This window comes from Chloracidobacterium sp., assembly GCA_016716305.1.
Taxonomy (GTDB): domain Bacteria; phylum Acidobacteriota; class Blastocatellia; order Pyrinomonadales; family Pyrinomonadaceae; genus OLB17.
Window position 1 is genome coordinate 2,116,961 of sequence record JADJWP010000002.1, and the last position, 17,152, is coordinate 2,134,112.

Annotated in this window: 22 protein-coding genes; 13 read left to right on the forward strand and 9 right to left on the reverse strand. The window is 53.1% G+C overall.

What is annotated here, in order from left to right:
* Positions 1–210: 210 nt before the first annotated feature.
* From IPM28_11515 to IPM28_11545, 7 genes are all read left to right on the forward strand, one after another.
* Complete coding sequence (locus IPM28_11515) at positions 211–1,608, forward strand: hypothetical protein (GenBank protein ID MBK9173607.1); 1,398 nt, start codon at positions 211–213, stop codon at positions 1,606–1,608.
* A 99-nt stretch (positions 1,609–1,707) separates the two neighbouring features.
* Positions 1,708–3,369 carry a hypothetical protein gene (locus IPM28_11520; GenBank protein MBK9173608.1) on the forward strand — a complete coding sequence of 554 codons (1,662 nt, stop codon included), beginning with the start codon at positions 1,708–1,710 and terminating at the stop codon, positions 3,367–3,369.
* 354 nt (positions 3,370–3,723) lie between these two features.
* A complete protein-coding gene (locus tag IPM28_11525; GenBank protein ID MBK9173609.1) occupies positions 3,724–3,987 on the forward strand; it encodes a hypothetical protein in 264 nt (87 codons plus the stop codon).
* Positions 3,987–4,490, forward strand: a complete 504-nt coding sequence (vanZ, locus tag IPM28_11530; GenBank protein ID MBK9173610.1) for a VanZ family protein — start codon at positions 3,987–3,989, stop codon at positions 4,488–4,490. Before IPM28_11525 ends, vanZ begins: the two co-directional genes overlap by 1 nt.
* A gap of 65 nt (positions 4,491–4,555) precedes the next feature.
* Complete coding sequence (locus IPM28_11535; GenBank protein ID MBK9173611.1) at positions 4,556–5,707, forward strand: SPFH domain-containing protein; 1,152 nt, start codon at positions 4,556–4,558, stop codon at positions 5,705–5,707.
* Between the two features lie 108 nt (positions 5,708–5,815).
* The gene (locus tag IPM28_11540; protein ID MBK9173612.1) at positions 5,816–5,992 is read left to right on the forward strand and encodes a Trm112 family protein; all 177 of its coding nucleotides are present in this window, start codon (positions 5,816–5,818) and stop codon (positions 5,990–5,992) included.
* A gap of 18 nt (positions 5,993–6,010) precedes the next feature.
* The gene (locus tag IPM28_11545) at positions 6,011–7,060 is read left to right on the forward strand and encodes a glycosyltransferase family 9 protein (protein ID MBK9173613.1); all 1,050 of its coding nucleotides are present in this window, start codon (positions 6,011–6,013) and stop codon (positions 7,058–7,060) included.
* Here the strand turns inward: IPM28_11545 and IPM28_11550 are convergent.
* The 9 genes from IPM28_11550 to IPM28_11590 form a co-directional block, all read right to left on the reverse strand.
* Complete coding sequence (locus IPM28_11550) at positions 7,057–7,494, reverse strand: hypothetical protein (GenBank protein ID MBK9173614.1); 438 nt, start codon at positions 7,492–7,494, stop codon at positions 7,057–7,059. The two genes, IPM28_11545 and IPM28_11550, sit on opposite strands and share 4 nt — an antisense overlap.
* Before the next feature lie 282 nt (positions 7,495–7,776).
* The gene (tnpA, locus tag IPM28_11555; GenBank protein MBK9173615.1) at positions 7,777–8,220 is read right to left on the reverse strand and encodes an IS200/IS605 family transposase; all 444 of its coding nucleotides are present in this window, start codon (positions 8,218–8,220) and stop codon (positions 7,777–7,779) included.
* A gap of 153 nt (positions 8,221–8,373) precedes the next feature.
* Positions 8,374–8,988, reverse strand: coding sequence for a hypothetical protein (locus IPM28_11560; GenBank protein ID MBK9173616.1), 615 nt, complete (start codon positions 8,986–8,988; stop codon positions 8,374–8,376).
* Positions 8,989–9,055: 67 nt separating this feature from the next.
* On the reverse strand, positions 9,056–10,132 hold the full coding sequence (locus IPM28_11565; GenBank protein MBK9173617.1) for a macro domain-containing protein: 1,077 nt from the start codon (positions 10,130–10,132) through the stop codon (positions 9,056–9,058).
* Positions 10,129–10,779 (reverse strand): DUF4433 domain-containing protein, encoded by a 651-nt coding sequence (locus tag IPM28_11570; protein ID MBK9173618.1) that lies wholly within the window; start codon positions 10,777–10,779, stop codon positions 10,129–10,131. Before IPM28_11570 ends, IPM28_11565 begins: the two co-directional genes overlap by 4 nt.
* Before the next feature lie 3 nt (positions 10,780–10,782).
* Positions 10,783–11,019 carry a restriction endonuclease subunit S gene (locus IPM28_11575; protein MBK9173619.1) on the reverse strand — a complete coding sequence of 79 codons (237 nt, stop codon included), beginning with the start codon at positions 11,017–11,019 and terminating at the stop codon, positions 10,783–10,785.
* Complete coding sequence (locus tag IPM28_11580; protein MBK9173620.1) at positions 11,015–12,037, reverse strand: restriction endonuclease subunit S; 1,023 nt, start codon at positions 12,035–12,037, stop codon at positions 11,015–11,017. Before IPM28_11580 ends, IPM28_11575 begins: the two co-directional genes overlap by 5 nt.
* Positions 12,027–12,752 (reverse strand): helix-turn-helix transcriptional regulator, encoded by a 726-nt coding sequence (locus tag IPM28_11585; protein MBK9173621.1) that lies wholly within the window; start codon positions 12,750–12,752, stop codon positions 12,027–12,029. The genes IPM28_11580 and IPM28_11585 overlap by 11 nt, the downstream gene beginning before the upstream one ends.
* 268 nt (positions 12,753–13,020) lie before the next feature.
* Complete coding sequence (locus IPM28_11590; GenBank protein ID MBK9173622.1) at positions 13,021–13,251, reverse strand: hypothetical protein; 231 nt, start codon at positions 13,249–13,251, stop codon at positions 13,021–13,023.
* A 42-nt stretch (positions 13,252–13,293) separates the two neighbouring features.
* Here IPM28_11590 and ffh point away from each other — a divergent pair, with 42 nt between their 5' ends.
* The 6 genes from ffh to rplS all read left to right on the forward strand — a co-directional run bounded on the left by ffh (position 13,294) and on the right by rplS (position 17,096).
* Positions 13,294–14,790 carry a signal recognition particle protein gene (gene ffh, locus IPM28_11595; protein ID MBK9173623.1) on the forward strand — a complete coding sequence of 499 codons (1,497 nt, stop codon included), beginning with the start codon at positions 13,294–13,296 and terminating at the stop codon, positions 14,788–14,790.
* A gap of 73 nt (positions 14,791–14,863) precedes the next feature.
* Entirely contained in the window at positions 14,864–15,112 is a 249-nt protein-coding gene (gene rpsP, locus IPM28_11600) for a 30S ribosomal protein S16 (GenBank protein ID MBK9173624.1), read from the forward strand.
* A gap of 80 nt (positions 15,113–15,192) precedes the next feature.
* Complete coding sequence (locus IPM28_11605; GenBank protein ID MBK9173625.1) at positions 15,193–15,429, forward strand: KH domain-containing protein; 237 nt, start codon at positions 15,193–15,195, stop codon at positions 15,427–15,429.
* 30 nt (positions 15,430–15,459) lie between these two features.
* Positions 15,460–15,972 (forward strand): 16S rRNA processing protein RimM, encoded by a 513-nt coding sequence (gene rimM / locus IPM28_11610; protein ID MBK9173626.1) that lies wholly within the window; start codon positions 15,460–15,462, stop codon positions 15,970–15,972.
* 1 nt (position 15,973) lies between these two features.
* Positions 15,974–16,687, forward strand: a complete 714-nt coding sequence (trmD, locus tag IPM28_11615; protein MBK9173627.1) for a tRNA (guanosine(37)-N1)-methyltransferase TrmD — start codon at positions 15,974–15,976, stop codon at positions 16,685–16,687.
* A gap of 40 nt (positions 16,688–16,727) precedes the next feature.
* Complete coding sequence (rplS, locus tag IPM28_11620; protein MBK9173628.1) at positions 16,728–17,096, forward strand: 50S ribosomal protein L19; 369 nt, start codon at positions 16,728–16,730, stop codon at positions 17,094–17,096.
* Positions 17,097–17,152: the final 56 nt, after the last annotated feature.

Below are 17,152 nucleotides of genomic sequence, written 5' to 3' on the forward strand. Positions count from 1 at the left end.
ACCAAAGTTAAGATTCTCCTCGAGGCCCGAACGTGTATTTTGCGTTTCGGGTCCTTTCTTATTGAATTCCCGAAGTCGCCAAGAACAACTTAGCGAATAATGACCCCTCTCTGGATCGGCTCGCTGGGATCGAAAGAAATTGCTTCGTTTGCCCGGCAATTCGAGCTACAATTCCGAAGATCTACGCGGAGTGTTCGGTGGGATAAATATATGAAATATTCGATCTTAGTTGCTGTCTGCTATTTAGCTTTTTCAGTCAGTGTATCTGCTCAAACTACCGAAACTTTTGACATTGCTACTTTCCAGCCGCCGAAGGGCTGGCAAAGGCAGGCCGCCGCGGATTCGATTCAGTTTTTGACCGAAGACGAAAAGAACGGGACGTTTTGCATAATCACGTTGACGAAGTCCATTCCCGCCCTTGAAAGTCCGAAAGAAAATTTTGAAGCAGCGTGGGAGACGATCGTGAAAGGTGCCGTGAACGTCTCAGCCGCTCCGACGATGTTGCCGGCAAGCAACCCCGAGGATTGGAAAGCGGAAATGGGTACGGCTCCGTTCGAGAAAGACGGCGTAAAGGGAGCAGTCGTACTTATCACAGTCAGTGGTCACGGAAAGATGGTAAACCTAATGATCCTGATGAACACTGAGGCCTACGAGGCTGCGGTGACGGCGTTCATCGAATCGATCAGCTTGAAGAAACCTTTAGTCGAAAAGGGCCAACCGCCCATTGATGCACCGCCACTGAGTCAGGGCATTCGGCCTTCACCGGCCCGTAAAAGCAGTTTTAAATTTTCTACTTCCAATTTTGACGATGGCTGGACGAGCACAGAGCGGGAAGATTGGGTAGAGGTCGTGAAAGGGCAGTTCAAGGTCTTGATCCATTATCCAAAAGCAGGAACGATTTTCCCCGCCGACCCGGAACCACTAACAAACACCGCATGGGACATCTTAGTCGCCCCGCGATACAGCAGCCTCAGAAACTATAAAACGGCCTCTATCACGAATTACAGCCGGCCTTATTTAGGCATGGGGCATGCGGTTGAGAGAACTTCTGGAAAACAAGTATTTGTTCTTCTTTTTCGGCAAGGAAATACTGGCTGGATCGAGTTTGTTGCTCCGGACAAAAATAGTTTCATGCAGCAATTCAAATTCGATCCTGAAACCATAAGGTGGGACAGCGAAAGCGACCTGCTCACGCCCCTTATACAAATGGTGAACTATAACAAATTCGCCATTGCCGAAAGCGACTTTAACGGCACTTGGACCAGTGATTTTGCCGGTGTCCAGCAACTGTACAGCGTTTACACCGGAGACTATGCCGGTATGAACGTCAATCAGTCAAAAGAAGAGTTTGTATTCGGCGCAGGCAACTCTTACAGTTGGCGATTGCTTGTCGTAAGCGGCATGGTTGGCAGCACGAATTATGCCAACGTAAAGTCAGCCGGCAAATTCAGCGTTCTCAATAACTGGCAAATTCAGTTCTCAAAAATAGAGTCTGGCCCCAAAACTTATAACGCATATTGGTCGTGCATCAAAGGCGCCAGACTGTTACATTTGCTCGACGCCAGAACCCCGGGAAGCGGTATTTATACAGTGTATGGAAAAAAGTGAATCGTTGTGCGACGGTTCGTCACTGCGAGGGTAACCGAGTTCTTGTACTCGAAAGCACCGGGCAGTCGTGCAATCTGGTCACGGTGAGGTGAGACGCATATGCGAAGGTCACAACTGGTTTTGGTGGCGTTAGTTTTGGTCGCGGTACTGGGCTGCGGCAAGCTGAACGAGCTCGTAAATAAGAACAGAACTGGCGATCCGGAAATTGTCAAAGCTAAGAAGCTGGCGGAAGATGCCGTCACGAAAGACATTCTCGCCGATCCGCCATCGCCGGGCGCGGCGGTCGTCCGCCAGCTTGCGCGTCTCGATCCCGAAGCCGCATCACTGCAAAAGACCATTGTGGAGCTGGAGCGCTCGGCTATCAAGAAGTTCGCCGAAAAGCTCACGGAGGAATACAATGTCGATCCCGCGAAGCTTCCTGTCGGGGCCCGGCAGAATTCTCAAACCGCCGTTCGCCGCGAGCCTTCAGTCGCGGATGTTACGCCGGCAGATCGTCTCGTGCTGGGTATGCTGCAGGCCAGCCAACCCATGTCGGAGATCGGCGTAAGCTCGAACGATATCAACCTCACGGTTTTAATCACCTCATATTTCAACGACCTGCTCTCGAACGGGATAAAGGACGTCGGTTCGACGACAAGAACGATGCGTCAGGAAAACGGCGAATCCTATTCGGACATGAGCATCGACATCGGTCGCAATGCCGACGGTTCAAGCAAATTTGGCTTTAGGATGAACACGCGCGGTCACGCAGGCAACCGTTCTCTCGATTCCGAGTTCGAAGGAAGTCTCGATGGTCAACGTTGTCCTCAGTTGGATGGCTCAGTCTATTTCACCGCCAAGATCAAACTGTCCGGCAAGTCCGGCGACAACACATACATTCAGGACGTAACCGCGAAGATAATTGCACACGTCAATGATGATGCGGAAATTACAAGCCGCGAAATAAGGATCAACCAGGGAATCCAGGAAACAGCGGGCATCAACCATACCTATGTTGAGACGGAGTTTCAGGTCACTGAGAGCAACGGGGTCATCTCGGCCACTCAACCTCGCGTCGTTAGAGTCGGCGGGGATCAAGGACCTCATTCAGACGATGTTGCGACGGCGGGAAACAGGGCTGGCATGCAAGCTGCGATGTCCGCTCTCAGCTTTACCAAAGTGATGTGGCAGAGGGGAGGCTGTGTCGCAATCGATGCGAAATCGCCAGGCAGCGTCCAGCCAAGCTCGGTCAACGAGATACCCGTATCGGTAAAACACAAACAGGACGGAAGCAGCGTGCCATCGAAAGTAACTGTCCAGCTTGCCGGAGGGACTTCCGTGTCCCCGATGCAGATCGATCAGACGCCGGGCAAGTTGAGCTACACCGCGCCGCCAGAAAAAAACAAATCGGCAACGATCAAGCTCGAGGCTCGATCGAAACGCGGGCGCGCAACGCTCGATCTGAACGCCACTACCGGCGGCAACGCCTACAATATCTCTGGCAATATCGACGAAGCATCGATGCGCGGAACGACGTGTGATTCGAGCGCGCCGTTCACCATCGGCGGAACTTTGACGTTCCAGTTCACGCCGACGAGCGCGACGACGGGAACATACACCTACCGAGGCCCATACAGCGCAACCGGCTCAGGCCCATACGTTATCAACGACAACGGGACGATGAAGCTCGATGGCACCGGCTGCATAATGGGCAGCAACTGCGCAACATACTCGCACATCTGGAAGGCCGAACCGATCGATCCGAGTTCTTGCGGAAAATAGGTACAGCAGACAGTTATGTCATTGTTGTTCTATTGACCGGCGTGCTTTTCCGGATCGCTTCTCGTGAGACAAAGCTCAAATTATCAGCGAAACTTATTCACGTTTACCTAGGGAAAGGCCTTCGACGACCGCGACTAGCATTTATTCATAACGTGAACTTGAATACACGGTTAATGTAAAACTCGGTCTTGGCAGCGGGCGGGTTCGCCGCGGGATGCTGCTCTCAATTCCGCAGGCGGCCTGACGTTTACAAAACCCTGACACGGCAAGCAATGTTTGTTGAAATCGGATCTGATTTCATATAAGCTTTGCTTGCTTTTTCGTTTCTAAAGTTTACGACCGGAGGAAGATCATATGATGTTGGGTGTCGGAGCATTGCTTATGCTCATCTGCGTTGTCTGGTTCGTCGTCTTGAGTTTTCAAACCGGTTCGAGCACCGGCGAAAAGGTCATCTGGGCCATCGTCAACTTTCTCTTTCAACCGCTTGCCGGGATCATCTTCTTTTTCGTTAAGAAGCAAGGCCTGATACCTATGATCCTGGGCATTATCGGTGTCGTCTTTTACGGCTACGGAATGTTCACCTCGATGGGCGACATCATGCAGCAGATGCCCAGGTAATGACATCGGACGCCGTTGCGAACAGCACTTGGCGCGGACGCTTTTGGCGTTACGCGCCTTTGCTTTTTTGGATCGGCGTCATCTTTTATCTTTCCGGCGGCGGCGGCTCGTTCACCGAATCGTCGCGATTCATCAAACCCATTCTCGAATTCCTATTCCCGTCGGCGTCGCCCGAGACCATCGCGCTTTACCACGGCTTTTTGCGAAAGGTCGCTCACCCGACGGTCTACGGCATTCTGGCTCTTTTCGCGGCGAGGGCATTTCTGACGTCTTCGAAGGACGTCCTCCGCCGAATGTGGTTTCCCGCCGCACTTCTGACGGCATTGTTGATCGCATCGCTCGATGAATTCAACCAGAGCATGCTTGCCTCGCGTACCGGAGCGATGGCCGACATCGCGCTCGACCTCGCCGGTGCGGCGGTCGCGGCCCTTTCGCTGCTTATCCTGAAGCGGAACCGCTCATCGGCAGAGCCTGACCGCCCGCCGCCTGCTCAGAACAGCTAAAACTTCCAATTGGCCGAACTTTGTGGCATATTCTATCGTTAGATATTGAACAAGGAGACTGAATAATGAGCATTATTGACAAGGTTAAGGAAGCCGCGATGAATCAGTTCATCGAGGTGATCGAATGGCTTGATAACACTCAGGATACGTTGCTTTATCGCTTTCCGGTCTATCAGCAGGAGATAAAGAACGGGGCTCAGTTGATAGTTCGCGAATCGCAGGCAGCAGTATTCGTTTTCGAAGGCCAGGTCGCCGATGTCTTCACGCCCGGCCGTTACACGGTCGAAGGCGGCAATACGCCGATCTTGTCAAAGCTCGGTGCATGGAAGTACGGATTCAATTCGCCGATCAAAGCCGAGGTCTATTTTGTTAATACCAAACAGTTTACAGACATGAAATGGGGGACCTCGAACCCGATAATGCTTCGCGACGCCGATTTCGGCATCGTCCGTCTTCGTGCATTCGGCGCTTACAGTCTTCGCGTCGCCGATCCGGCGGGTTTTATCAAGGAGATCGCCGGGACCAATGCTCATTTTCAGACCGAGGATATAGACGGACAGCTCAAACGAGCCATCGTCACCGAATTTTCTGACGCCCTCGGCGAGATGAAGATCCCGGCGCTCGACCTTGCCGCTCAGTATAAAGAGCTCGGCGAGGCCATCCGCGCCAAGATCAACGGCGATTTCAACAGCTACGGGCTCGAGGTCACCAAGTTTTACGTCGAGAACATCTCGCTGCCGCCCGAGGTCGAAGCCGCAATGGACAAGCGTGCGTCGATGGGCGCTCTTGGCGACGCTCAGAAGTATATGCAGTTTCAGGCCGCAGATGCTCTTCGCGATGCCGCACAGAACGAGGGCGGAGGTGCCGGCCTCGGCGCGGGCCTCGGCGCCGGGTTTGCGGTCGGCGGCCAAATGGCTAATGTGTTCGGGCAGCAGGCGGCAGGCGGTGGCGGCGGAGCCGCGGCCGGTGTCGCGTGTCCGGCTTGCGGAAAGCAGAACGCTGCCGGTGCCAAGTTCTGCGCCGAATGCGGCGGCAAAATGGAGGTCGCACAGGTCCCGTGCGTTAAGTGCGGTGCAACGCTTCGCGAAGGCGCCAAGTTCTGCTCTGAATGCGGTTCGACCCAGGAAAAGGCAAAATGTACCGGCTGTCAGGCGGAGCTTTCGGCCGGCGCCAAGTTCTGCCCTGAGTGCGGCACCAAAACGCCCGATGCCGCATAGGTCAGGACGCTGATCAGTTACATCCGAAAGATGGAGCGCCGATATTGACCGTTCTTCAATATCCCGGGCGCTCCTCTTTTTTTCTTTTTTGATCTAAGATTTACGAATATGGCAATCAGTCCCGAACTACTTGAGATCCTCCGTTGTCCGAAGTGCAAAGAAGAGGTCGAGCTTAAGCCTGACGGCAGCGGCCTCAAATGCCTTAATGCTGAGTGCTCGCTGGTCTATCCGATCAAGGACGACATCCCGGTGATGCTGATCGACGAAGCGACCGTTGAAAAGTAAGACGGTGTTGAAACAGAAATGCTGATCGATTGGAAAACCGTTGATCGCGTTCTTGTGATCCGATTGCGGTCGATCGGCGACACGGTGCTCGCGACGCCGTCCCTCGTCGCCCTGCGCCGGCATTTGCCCGAAGCTCAGATCGACGTTCTGCTCGAAGATTGGGTCGCGCCGCTGCTTGACGGAGGCGGCGTCGCCGATAACGTCATCGCCGTTGGCAAGGCGGCCGCCGATCGGTTCGCCATCGCCCGCCGGATAAGACGCGCCCGGTACGATGTCGTTTTCAATCTCCACGGCGGTACGACCTCGACGTTTCTGACCCGTGCGACCGGTGCCCGCCACCGGATCGGCTATGCCAACTACCGTTTCCCGCGCCTTTATACCGCATCATTGACGTCTTCGTCCGACTTCTGGAATCGGGAGTTCACGCATTCTGCCGAACAGCAGCTTGCCTTGCTCGGCTTCGCAGGTGTGCCGGTCGACGATCGGCCGCCCAGCCGCTTGCCGATAACGGATGTCGCGCTCTCGTCGATAGACGACAGGCTTCGGAATTCAGCCGTTCCCGATCTGCATTCCGCATTCGCCCTGATCCATCCGGCGGCAGCGTTCGCAACCAAGCAGTGGTCCGCCGCCAATTTCGCACGCGTCGTCGAATTCCTCGCCGAAAAAGGTTTGGCGGCCGTCGCCATCGCCGCACGGCACGAACGCGCGGTGCTGGCAGATCTGGCATCGGCGTCCGGCGTTCCGGTCGTTATGTTCGACGACCTCACGCTGCCCGAGATCACCGCGCTCGCATCCCGCGCAAAGCTCTTCGTCGGCAACGACAGCGGCATCGCCCACATCGCCGCCGCGGTCAATACGCCGTCGGTCGTCATCTTCGGTTCGTCGAACCGCGACCACTGGCGGCCGTGGACCGATTCGCCGTACGAGATCGTCTTTCAGGAATTCGCCTGCCAGCCCTGCCCCGGCTACGAATGCAAAGAGTTCGGCGAGCCGCGCTGCATCCTTTCCGTCACGGTCGATCAGGTGACCTCCGCGATCGAACGCGTCCGCATCGCCGCCGGCGTCTAATAGCTCTGAAGGGATGTGGGTCTTTTGATCCTGCGGGCGAGCGGCTGCGAAAACCTCAGGTCGAGGATCAGCACACCGCGATTGTCCAGCTGGCAGCGGTTGAAAACGCGTGTTTCGAGCAGCGTAATGCCAAATTCGCGGAGCAGACGGTTCGCCCTTATCCGAAGTCCGCCCGCACGCCCGCGATCCCTTATCGGAAATGCCTCGTTGTCCCTTGCCGCCCTCGAGGGCTTTAGCCCGATCGTTTCACGCTCGCGGTCATACAAAAGCTGGCAGGCATCCGGCTTACCGAGCCGCTCGTGCGCCACGCGGTTTATCACGATATCGCCGTATTTGTTGATCGAAGCATACATCGACGCCCAACGCGTCGCCGCCGCTCCCCGCGTGCAAACCTCCCAATTCCGCCGCACATTCACATTCTCAGAATACTCCATAGCAAAACGAATGTATCATCCGCACAACATCTGTGTCAACAATAAGTTTTCCGGTCCCCAAACAACAAAAAGGGCGGCAGCACCGCCGCTCGCCCTCAGCTCCGATTCGCTCAGTGCTGCCCTTGTGTCAGCTTCGTTCATTTCGTCCGTACGAGGCCTTTGGTGACTAACTCCGAAGTTTCCCCAGCGGCGGAGCCGCATTACGAGAATAGCCAGAGGTGAAACTTCTGGACAACGGCATCCAACCGCAGCGTGCGTTGAAGACGCACGACGAACCGTTGTTCACCATAAGTATCTTTCATCAAACTCAAGATCCGCTTTTTTCAACATATCGACATATTCATCTTTGAAATCGATCTTGGCATGGTGTTGCTTTTGATCCTTTATATACCGCCTCACCGGTTCAATGGATGATGGACTAACCGAAAATGCCCCGTAGCCTTTCTGCCATTCGAACTGCTTTGTTATCTCCCGGTGGACCCACTCGGACGAGTCGGCCTTAAGATCGCGCAGGAGATAGTCAAGCCGATGTTTTGACCTCAGGCTGACCAGCAAATGAACATGATCCTCAATACCGCCGATCTCGAGCGGAACCGCTTCCGATCCCTTTACGATACCGCCAAGGTAAGAATGAAGCCGCGATTCCCATTCCGGGCCGATCATCCTTATCCGGTCCTTCGTCGAAAAGACAAGGTGAAAATATGAGGCTATATGGCTCGATGGCATTTTATTTCTGTCGCGGCTTCACCGCGAGGTAATGTCTCTCTCGTTCCCAGAGGTTCCACCTCTGGCTATTCTCTGTCTGCCGCCTTGCGGCACCTCCCCAGCCGCTCACCCTGAGCTGCGGTCCGATCAGATCTGCTCTTCTGGCGGCCTCGTTCATTGCAACAGTTTCTTACTGCCTACCTTCCAAATCAGGAAATCGAGCAGGCGTACATCGTGACATTTCGTCAGAGCAATATCACGCTGTTTCAAACTTTGTAGGATCGTGGCCACATCCTCTTGCTTTGCCCAGCGAACGTAATCGTCGGTTGCGGTGCGAAAGAATTCGAGGCACCAATCTATTCTCAACGCCATTGGCCGCGTTGGGCCGGGCGGCTTTACGCCAAGGAATCGCGAGACGTGGATGTCGTAGATAGGGCTGCTCTCATCGTGCATTCCGACGAGCTTAGAAACAAACGAAAACGGAAGCGTTACAGAACCCTGATGATTCTTGATGCAGCTTAGCTCTTGAAAGATGAATTTAACGTCAATACGCCCGTCGGTTTTCGGTGGGCTAAAGAGTAGCTCGAAATACTTATCATCGAATTCGTCTGTTAGGCCGCCAATACGCAGTTGGTAGAAGTCCGTAAAGAGTTCGCGGAATCGTCCTCTCGAAAAGGAGTCGTTATTAGGTAAAAGCGCCTTGAGGTCCAGATACGGGCAGAAGTCACGGTGGAACAGATTCCTTTCCGCGAAAGCGAGTGCTTCGAAGTGCTCCCGGCTTAATTCCATTATGAAGCTCCCCAGTTGCTCGCCCTGAACTGCGGTTCGATCGGTTCTGTTCTTGTGTCGGCTTCGTTCACTCGGCGGGAGGAATGGAACTAAGGCGTTCTATTGCAAGTTCCAGCAAATTATCACTAAAAAGCTCTTCCTTTCGTTTGGCGTGACTTCGGCCAGCAGGCCAGTTGCTGATTCCTTCACGCACGGCGGACAATGTGGGTTGTACATGCTCGCGGGTAACCAACCAATCCACGGTCGCTAAGACCTCCATGCCCAAAGGCGATTGAAAGCCATCTATCAAACGGTCTGTCGCTTCGACAGCCGGAAGGTAGGCCTGAGCCTCTGTTTTTAGATAAAGTGCGAGCTTTTCGCGTTTCGAATCTTCAAACCAGACCGAGTCGAAAGCGTTCGCGTCGGCGATCCGTTTATCGCAGTGGAGATAGCTTCCGTCTAATTGGTTCAACAAGTGCGAAAGCTGATGAGCGTACGGGCCATATCGATTCGCCGTAAACTGGAGTTTCAGCGGGTCATCCAACCCGAGCCTATTTATATTTCGTCCTAAGAACCAGGCCAACTTTTGAGCCTCGATAAATGTGCATTCAATACCCAAGACCCAGTAACGCCGAATCAATTCGGCGATCATCGCTCTCGCAGGAGTTAGTTTCTCTACACCCTGTTTCTTCGCGACATTCTGATACTTCGCGACCGGCTCATACACGATCACATCGACATCATCGAGTTCTGACAGTTCTCGCTCAATGATCGGTCGAACGACATTCCATTTAAGACCACCATTACCACAGCCGAGAGGCGGAACAGCGACTGACTTGATTCCCTTCTCACGGATGACCTTCTTAAGCGAAACCATGCCTGACTCGATCCACTCGAGTCTCGTCGGACGATACCATTGCTCTTTGGTAGGGAAATTGATTATCCATTTCGGTCCGTCGAACTCGCTATTCGCGGTAACGAACATTTCACCAACACGCACTTCACCGGCCCTGCAAGCGGCCTCATATTCCTTGAAGTTTGTTGTGAAGCGCTCCTTGAACATCAACGCAATACCTTTGCCCATTACACCAATGGTGTTAACGGTATTCACTAATGCATCAACTTTTGCTTCGAGCAAGTTTCCTTTAACAAATTTGATGGTCATAGCGGAAAGTAATATAGCGGCCGTTCGTAAACGGGAATTTCCGAGCCAAGATTCGCCAATTCTGCGACTATCTTTGCCTGTGCATTATTATTAAAACAACAGATGCCAATTATAGCCGACATCGGGACACTTTCATAGACCAATGCTTCAGCTTGATATCGCGACTGCTTGTCGGGATACGCATCTGTTGTTTTGAAATCGCGGTTCTGAAGTATATTCCAGTCGATCTGGTCAAGCCGCTCAATGTTCGAAAGAAATTGTGCATCCTTGAGATACGCATGTTTGTCGGTAAATAAGAATTCACGACCAAGCTCGCTAAGTTTATGAAGAGATGAAACAAAAATTATGATCTCACTCTTTAGCCGCTTTGGTACACCGCCTTGGCCGGTGATCATATTCAACAGCATCACCGACGAAGGTGTGAAGTAGAACGGCACATAATCACTAAGCGTGCCTCCCGGAGCGATCGGAACCACGCGACTTGATCGCAGATCGATCAGGTCCGGATTCCCGATATTCACGAAATTAGGATTGACTTCGCCCGAGTTCCGACTATACAAGAAACCTTTCTCAATATTCCACGCCAGATTGTCCACATGTTCGATGCGGAAGATCAGGGCGTTTTCTAGATTGAGGTTTGTGAACATCGTTTACATATTGCCGCTAAAGGCTTTCTGGAGAATTGATCTCTTTAGCTCGTCCAGTTGGGTGATCTTGCTTTCACATGATGTTTCGAGAATCTTACTTACATCACTGAGTTCGTCGAGTCGCCTTGTGATTCTCGATTGTTCTTCAATCGAGGTCGGAAACGGAATGAACACGTCGTCAAAGCTATAATTGTTGATTTGTGGCACTGATGTTCCGTTACTAAGCTCGTTAAGGTCAATTAGCTTGAACCAATGATAGAAAAAGCTCGGGCGAAAGCCGTTCGCCGGGAATAATCGCCATCGTGTTCAGATCAGCAATAATCGGTCTAGTAACGGCACGCTTCTTATTAGTTGCAATTGCACCGCCTCGTTTGGGAAAGATAATAGAACCTTCGGGGATTATTTGGTTGGCGCTGATTTCGTTTGTATTCACAAATCTCGACGAAGTCGTGATTTCGATCTCATTGTTGGGAAGGTTCATGTCGCCAACCTTAACGTAGGGAATATCTCCAGATTGTCGCTCCAAGCTCTTCGGGATTGTGGTTCCACTTTTTAACGCACAAATCTCTCCAATCGGCCTTCTCTCCCAATCGGGGGCGGGGTTGGAGAAGATGTTGTTTAGGTATGAGTCGAAGAGTTCGCGGGCGTTTTGGATGTTTTTTTCGGTGTTGGCTTTTGCCTTGTCGATGGCGGCAAAGGCTTCGTCAAGGATCGCAACGATCCGCCTTTGCTCCTCGATCATTTCGATCCAGAGTTTCAGTGTCAGGTCCCCCCGGCGTTCGTTTTTTACATAGATTCGCAGTTCGTCTTTGTATCGCGATGTCAGGACATCAAGATCGAATGGGACGACCTTTGCCAGATGCCGCACATCCTCGCGGTCACGTTCGCTGTTGCGTTCGAGCTTTGTCAGGGCAATGTCGTACGGATCGAGTGCAAGAAGTTTCAGCTTGTCAAAATTGCCGTCAAATACCTCGGTAAGCCTTTCTTCATAATTCTCCGGGAGTTGAGCAACGCCTACCGGATCGATATAGACCTTATGTTTTTTATGAAGTTTCGAACCGATGCCGGCAAGCTCTTGAAGTCCCGGAAAACGATGCGCCATATTTATCGCGTCCAGGTCAGATGTTGTGCGCTGCGCTTTGTATATAACCGTGACGACAAAACCGCCGAGTATATGAAGCGGTGTTTCTTCATCAAGCGATCCATCAATATCGCGCAGAAACGAAAACCATGGCTCGGCTGGTCTTTCACCCAACATAATAATTCACATTGGCAGGCGAAAGATCCGTCAGCAAACGCCAATCTTTCGCCGCTCGCGGCCGCTGCGCCTTTAGCCATTTGCGCTCGGCATTCGTCATTGTTTCGTTACAAAGCGTGTCTTCGCGTACAAGCAATGAACGCTCCAGCTCAGCCTCACACTTCTTCAATTGGCTGGCAGTCTTCAGATCATGCCTGTGTTCAGCAATTCGTCGTGCAACATTCGTAACAAAGCCCAAACGATTTTGAAGATTCATTGCCCTTGCGGCCGGTATCAGTTTTCCCCAGTCAAGCTCCGGATATTCCAGGACGACCCATGGCAAGGCCTCGACCAATCGCCGGTCGCGTCTATCGGAGTTGAGAGCTGCGAGCAGCACATCGACCGGGTTCTTGCGCTGAGAGCGTTTCAGGTGAGAGAACCCGCCGTAACCCAATGCCGCAAGTTCCGAAGCGAGTTGATCATCCGAGACACGACGCGCATCCGAAAGCGAAATGGCCGTAGGCACCTCGGTCGGCGAAAGGCCAAAGACCCTCACCATTCTGTTCTGCAGGTTCTTGCTCACCTGTCGCCGGCCATTCTCCAAAAGCGAGAGATATGTCTGTGAAACGCCCAGAGCCTCAGCCGCCCTTGCCTGCGTCCATTTCCTGGCTCGACGATAACTTTCCAACTCTTTACCGGTCACAGTTCCTCCATCGTCAAGTATAAAATACCACATGGAATATTACAATGCTGTAATATTCCATGCCGAACCGAAGGCATCATCGATCTACGCATAAGCAAAACGCCGGTCGAATGTCATACTAAAACTCGGCTGATGTTAACAAAACAGGAATGTGCAGAATCGGGCGCACGATCTTATGAGCGAGCGATAGAGATTGACGAGTTGGTCGGGTTGACGTCGGGTGGGCGAGAGCGGAGGTTTGGCGGAGGGTGAGCGTGGATGAATTGCGGGTGGATTTTTGCGTGTCTGCCGTTTGGTGAGGTCAGTCTGCCGATCGGGCCGCGGCGATGCCGCCGGTCAGCAGGGTGCCGCCCGTCATTGTCCGCTCGTGAAGCGCCATTCCGCACGAATTCGGCACGATCTCGCCGGTTCGGGTGCCGCTCGGGTGCCGCGGCCGTTGGAAGCCAAACAGGGGAAACACCTGACGCGAAACGCCGGATCGCTCGAGTCGCCGCAATTCACGCCAAAGTTTGACTATTTGCCCGCTAAACACTAGTATTTATAGTTTCGACTCTTGTAGCCGAACTGTGCCTTTATGTTCGAGTCACTATCCGACAAACTTAAGAAGACGCTGAAAAATCTGCGTGGCCAGGGCAAGTTGACGCCCGAACACGTCGATGCCGCGCTTCGCGAGATCCGGATGGCCCTGCTCGAGGCCGACGTTAACTATAAGGTAGCAAAAGACTTTGTCGAATCGGTCAGGGCCAAGGCCGAGGGCCAGGAGGTCTGGCAAGGCCTCAACCCGCACGAACAGGTCGTTAAGATAGTCTACGACGAACTCGTCGCCCTTATGGGCGGAACGTCGTCACGGCTTGTCTTTACCAAGCAGACGCCTAACGTCGTCATGATCGTCGGGCTCCAGGGCTCGGGCAAAACGACCTCTACGGGCAAGATCTCGCGGTGGCTCCGCGATAACCAGGAACGAAAACCGCTGCTGGTTTCGGTCGATGTCTACAGGCCCGCGGCCCGCGAACAGCTCCGCGTTGTCGGCGGCGCCGTCGGCGTACCGGTCTTTCAGGATAAGGAAACCAACGATCCGTTGACGCTCGTCCGCGGTGCGATGAAACACGCACAGGAGATGGGCTTTGACACGCTGATGATCGATACGGCCGGGCGTCTGCATATCGACGACGAGCTGATGTCCGAGCTCGAGCAGATCAAGGCCGAGACCAAGCCGATCGAGGTCCTATTCGTCGCTGACGCGATGACCGGCCAGGACGCCGTCCGCTCTGCGGAAGTTTTCCACGAACGCGTCGGCATTACGGGCGTCGTCCTGACAAAGATGGATGGTGACGCCCGCGGCGGCGCTGCCCTCTCGATCAAACAGGTCATCGGCCAGCCGGTGAAATTCGTCGGCGTCGGCGAGAAATACGACGCCATCGAGCCCTTCTACCCGGACCGCGTCGCACAACGCATCCTCGGCATGGGCGATGTGCTCACGCTGATCGAAGAGGTCCAGGGCAAGATCGACGAACAGGAAGCCCAGGCCCAGCTGATGAAAATGACGCGTAACCAGTTTACGCTCGAGGATTTTCGGTCGCAGCTGGGGCAGTTCAAAAAGCTCGGGTCGATGTCGAAACTGATGAAGATGCTGCCGGAACAAATGACCGGCGGCCTTTCGCTCTCGGAGGAGCAATCCGCCGAGGTCGACCACCAAATGAAACGCACCGAGGCGATCATCGATTCGATGACGCGTGCCGAAAGGAACGACCATAAACTCCTCGATGCAAGCCGGAAGACGCGTATCGCTGGCGGTTCCGGAACGACGATCTCTGAGGTCAATCAGTTACTGCGCCAGTATGAGCAAATGCGCAAAATGATGGCGCAAATGAACAAAGGCGGCCTTTTCGGCGGCCTTGGACGAAAAATGGTTGGTGGCCTTGCCGGCGGACTCGGAGGGATGATGGGCGGAAGCAATGGTATCGGCGGTCTTGGCGGTTTGCTCGGGTCAGGGATGGAAAGTGATGACGATTCTAGCGGATCGGCTCCTAGATCGGTAAAAAAGAAGAAACGGCATAAAAAGAGAAAATGAAATTTCGTGGCCCGAGCAATGATCGGAGCTTCGAACAGATGCCCGCGTGAAGGCGGAGTTCAAAACAAAAAACATTATGTTAGCTATCAGTCTGATGAGAATAGGCGCAAAGGGTAAGCCCTTCTACCGCCTCGTTGTTAAGGAAAAGAGATCAAAGCGCGACGGCAAGTATATCGAAAATGTCGGCACCTACAATCCGATGGTCAACCCGGCTGAGGTGCAGCTCAAGCATGACCGAATCCAGTACTGGATCGGTGTTGGAGCTCAACCGACCGAAACCGTTGCGAGTTTGATAAAGAACAATCCCGCAACGGAAGTCTAGTAGGTTGTTTTCTCAAAACCTCGGGCATTTGATTGATCCAGGGTATTGGGATTTATTGATCCGTCGCGGCTGCATGCGTTATGAAAGAAGCGATCGAAAAGATAGTCAAGAGGCTTGTTGGTTCGCCTGATATGGTTGAGGTTACCGAGCACTCTGACGGAGGCAAGAACGTCAAGATCAGCGTTTCGGTAGCGCCTGACGATTACGGCCGAGTCATTGGTCGCGAAGGTCGGACCATCAAGGCGATCCGGAGCCTGCTCTTTTTCACGGGCCACAAACAGGGAAAGCGATTTCAGCTTGACCTTGTTGAAGATTAGCACTTTGTCGGTTCTAGATCGTTTTCTCCGATGGACGAGCTTGTAGCAATCGCAAGGGTCGCCCGGCCACACGGACTTCGAGGCGAAGTTGTCGCGGATATTTTGACAGATTTCCCGGACCGGTTTGCCGGTCTTGAGAATGTGATCGGGTTGCTCGACACTGGCGAACACTGCGAACTCAGAATTGAAGGCGTTCGTTTCCAAAAGGACCGAATGCTGATCAAATTCAGCGGGATCAACCAGATCGAATCCGCCGAGGTCCTTCGTAACGCCGAGATCTGCATTCCGGAAGCCGATGCGATCGGGCTGGAAGAAGGCGAGTTTTATGATTGGGAACTCAAGGATTGCTTGGTGAAAACCTTAGATGGCATCGTCGTGGGCTCGGTAAAGGAATTGATGCGAACGGGAGGCACCGAGATATTGGTAGTTCAGGGGAACTCCAAGGACTATTTGGTTCCGTTCGCAAAATCGATCTGTATCGATGTCGATAAAGTGAATAAGGTGATCCGGATAGACCCGCCCGAGGGGTTATTGGACTTTTAGGATGAAGATTGACGTACTAACGATCTTCCCGGATTTTTTTGGACAGGTCTTTGATTTTGGAATTATCCGTCGCGCAAAGCTCGCAGGAATTGTTGCGATAGACGTACATGATCTTCGCGAATTTGCCGTGGACAAGCATAAGATGACCGACGATCGTCCGTTTGGTGGGGGCGACGGTATGGTCATGAAGGCCGAGCCGATCTTTTTAGCGATCGAGCGTCTTCTTGGAACGACTAGCCGGTCGGAGTATGGCCAAGGATCGCGGGTTGTGCTTTTGTCACCGCAAGGCAGGACGCTGAGACAAAATGTAGCAAAAGAATTTGCTGCCGACGCTAATCACATTGTGATGATCTGCGGTCGGTACGAGGGCGTCGACGAACGGGTGAACGAGACACTCGTTACGGATGAGATTTCGATCGGCGATTACGTTCTGTCTGGCGGCGAACCGGCCGCGATAGTGTTGACGGACGCGATTGTTCGGTTGCTGCCCAAAGCTTTAGGAAGTGAATCGTCGGCGGAGAACGATTCGTTTTCTGACGGATTGCTTGATTGTCCGCATTACACACGGCCAGCCGAGTTTCGAGGGATGAATGTCCCGGATGTACTTTTGAACGGCAATCACGCCGAGATAGAAAAATGGCGTCGCGAAATGGCGCTGGAGAAAACAAAAAGAAAAAGACCGGATCTTTTTATAGGAGAAAATGGTGATATGTGAGCCGGGCCGCAATGCCCGCTGACCTCTGGCCGAAACATTTATGAACCGTTTAGATTCAGTAGAACAAACGCAATTGCGGGAGAACATCCCGGCATTTCAGTCAGGTGATACCGTCAAGGTACACGTCCGCATCAAAGAAGGTAACAAGGAACGCCTGCAGGTTTTCGAGGGTATCGTCATCGCCCGCAAACATGGCGGTGCCCGCGAGACTATAACCGTACGAAAGGTAAGCTTCGGCGTTGGCGTCGAACGTATCTTTCCGCTGCATGCAACCGTTGTCGATCATATTGACGTCGTTCGTCGCGGCAAGGTCCGCCGAGCGAAGCTTTATTATCTGCGTGACCTGCGTGGCAAGGCGGCTCGAATCAAAGAAAAAGATACACGTAACAAGGCTCAGGCTGGCAAGTAGTCATAAGCCTTTAGGCATACGAACGAAATCGGGCGTCGCGAGTTTTCTGCCGCAAT

Coding starts and splice junctions, on each gene's coding strand:
- IPM28_11570 (MBK9173618.1), bottom strand. CDS start 10,779: ATGTTCACAAACCTCAATCTAGAAAACGCCCTGATCTTCCGCATCGAA.
- trmD (MBK9173627.1), top strand. CDS start 15,974: ATGAAGATTGACGTACTAACGATCTTCCCGGATTTTTTTGGACAGGTC.
- IPM28_11550 (MBK9173614.1), bottom strand. CDS start 7,494: ATGGAGTATTCTGAGAATGTGAATGTGCGGCGGAATTGGGAGGTTTGC.
- IPM28_11540 (MBK9173612.1), top strand. CDS start 5,816: ATGGCAATCAGTCCCGAACTACTTGAGATCCTCCGTTGTCCGAAGTGC.
- IPM28_11565 (MBK9173617.1), bottom strand. CDS start 10,132: ATGACCATCAAATTTGTTAAAGGAAACTTGCTCGAAGCAAAAGTTGAT.
- IPM28_11560 (MBK9173616.1), bottom strand. CDS start 8,988: ATGGAATTAAGCCGGGAGCACTTCGAAGCACTCGCTTTCGCGGAAAGG.
- IPM28_11535 (MBK9173611.1), top strand. CDS start 4,556: ATGAGCATTATTGACAAGGTTAAGGAAGCCGCGATGAATCAGTTCATC.
- IPM28_11585 (MBK9173621.1), bottom strand. CDS start 12,752: ATGTGGTATTTTATACTTGACGATGGAGGAACTGTGACCGGTAAAGAG.
- IPM28_11580 (MBK9173620.1), bottom strand. CDS start 12,037: ATGTTGGGTGAAAGACCAGCCGAGCCATGGTTTTCGTTTCTGCGCGAT.
- tnpA (MBK9173615.1), bottom strand. CDS start 8,220: ATGCCATCGAGCCATATAGCCTCATATTTTCACCTTGTCTTTTCGACG.
- IPM28_11545 (MBK9173613.1), top strand. CDS start 6,011: ATGCTGATCGATTGGAAAACCGTTGATCGCGTTCTTGTGATCCGATTG.
- rplS (MBK9173628.1), top strand. CDS start 16,728: ATGAACCGTTTAGATTCAGTAGAACAAACGCAATTGCGGGAGAACATC.
- IPM28_11520 (MBK9173608.1), top strand. CDS start 1,708: ATGCGAAGGTCACAACTGGTTTTGGTGGCGTTAGTTTTGGTCGCGGTA.
- rimM (MBK9173626.1), top strand. CDS start 15,460: ATGGACGAGCTTGTAGCAATCGCAAGGGTCGCCCGGCCACACGGACTT.
- ffh (MBK9173623.1), top strand. CDS start 13,294: ATGTTCGAGTCACTATCCGACAAACTTAAGAAGACGCTGAAAAATCTG.
- IPM28_11525 (MBK9173609.1), top strand. CDS start 3,724: ATGATGTTGGGTGTCGGAGCATTGCTTATGCTCATCTGCGTTGTCTGG.
- IPM28_11605 (MBK9173625.1), top strand. CDS start 15,193: ATGAAAGAAGCGATCGAAAAGATAGTCAAGAGGCTTGTTGGTTCGCCT.
- vanZ (MBK9173610.1), top strand. CDS start 3,987: ATGACATCGGACGCCGTTGCGAACAGCACTTGGCGCGGACGCTTTTGG.
- IPM28_11515 (MBK9173607.1), top strand. CDS start 211: ATGAAATATTCGATCTTAGTTGCTGTCTGCTATTTAGCTTTTTCAGTC.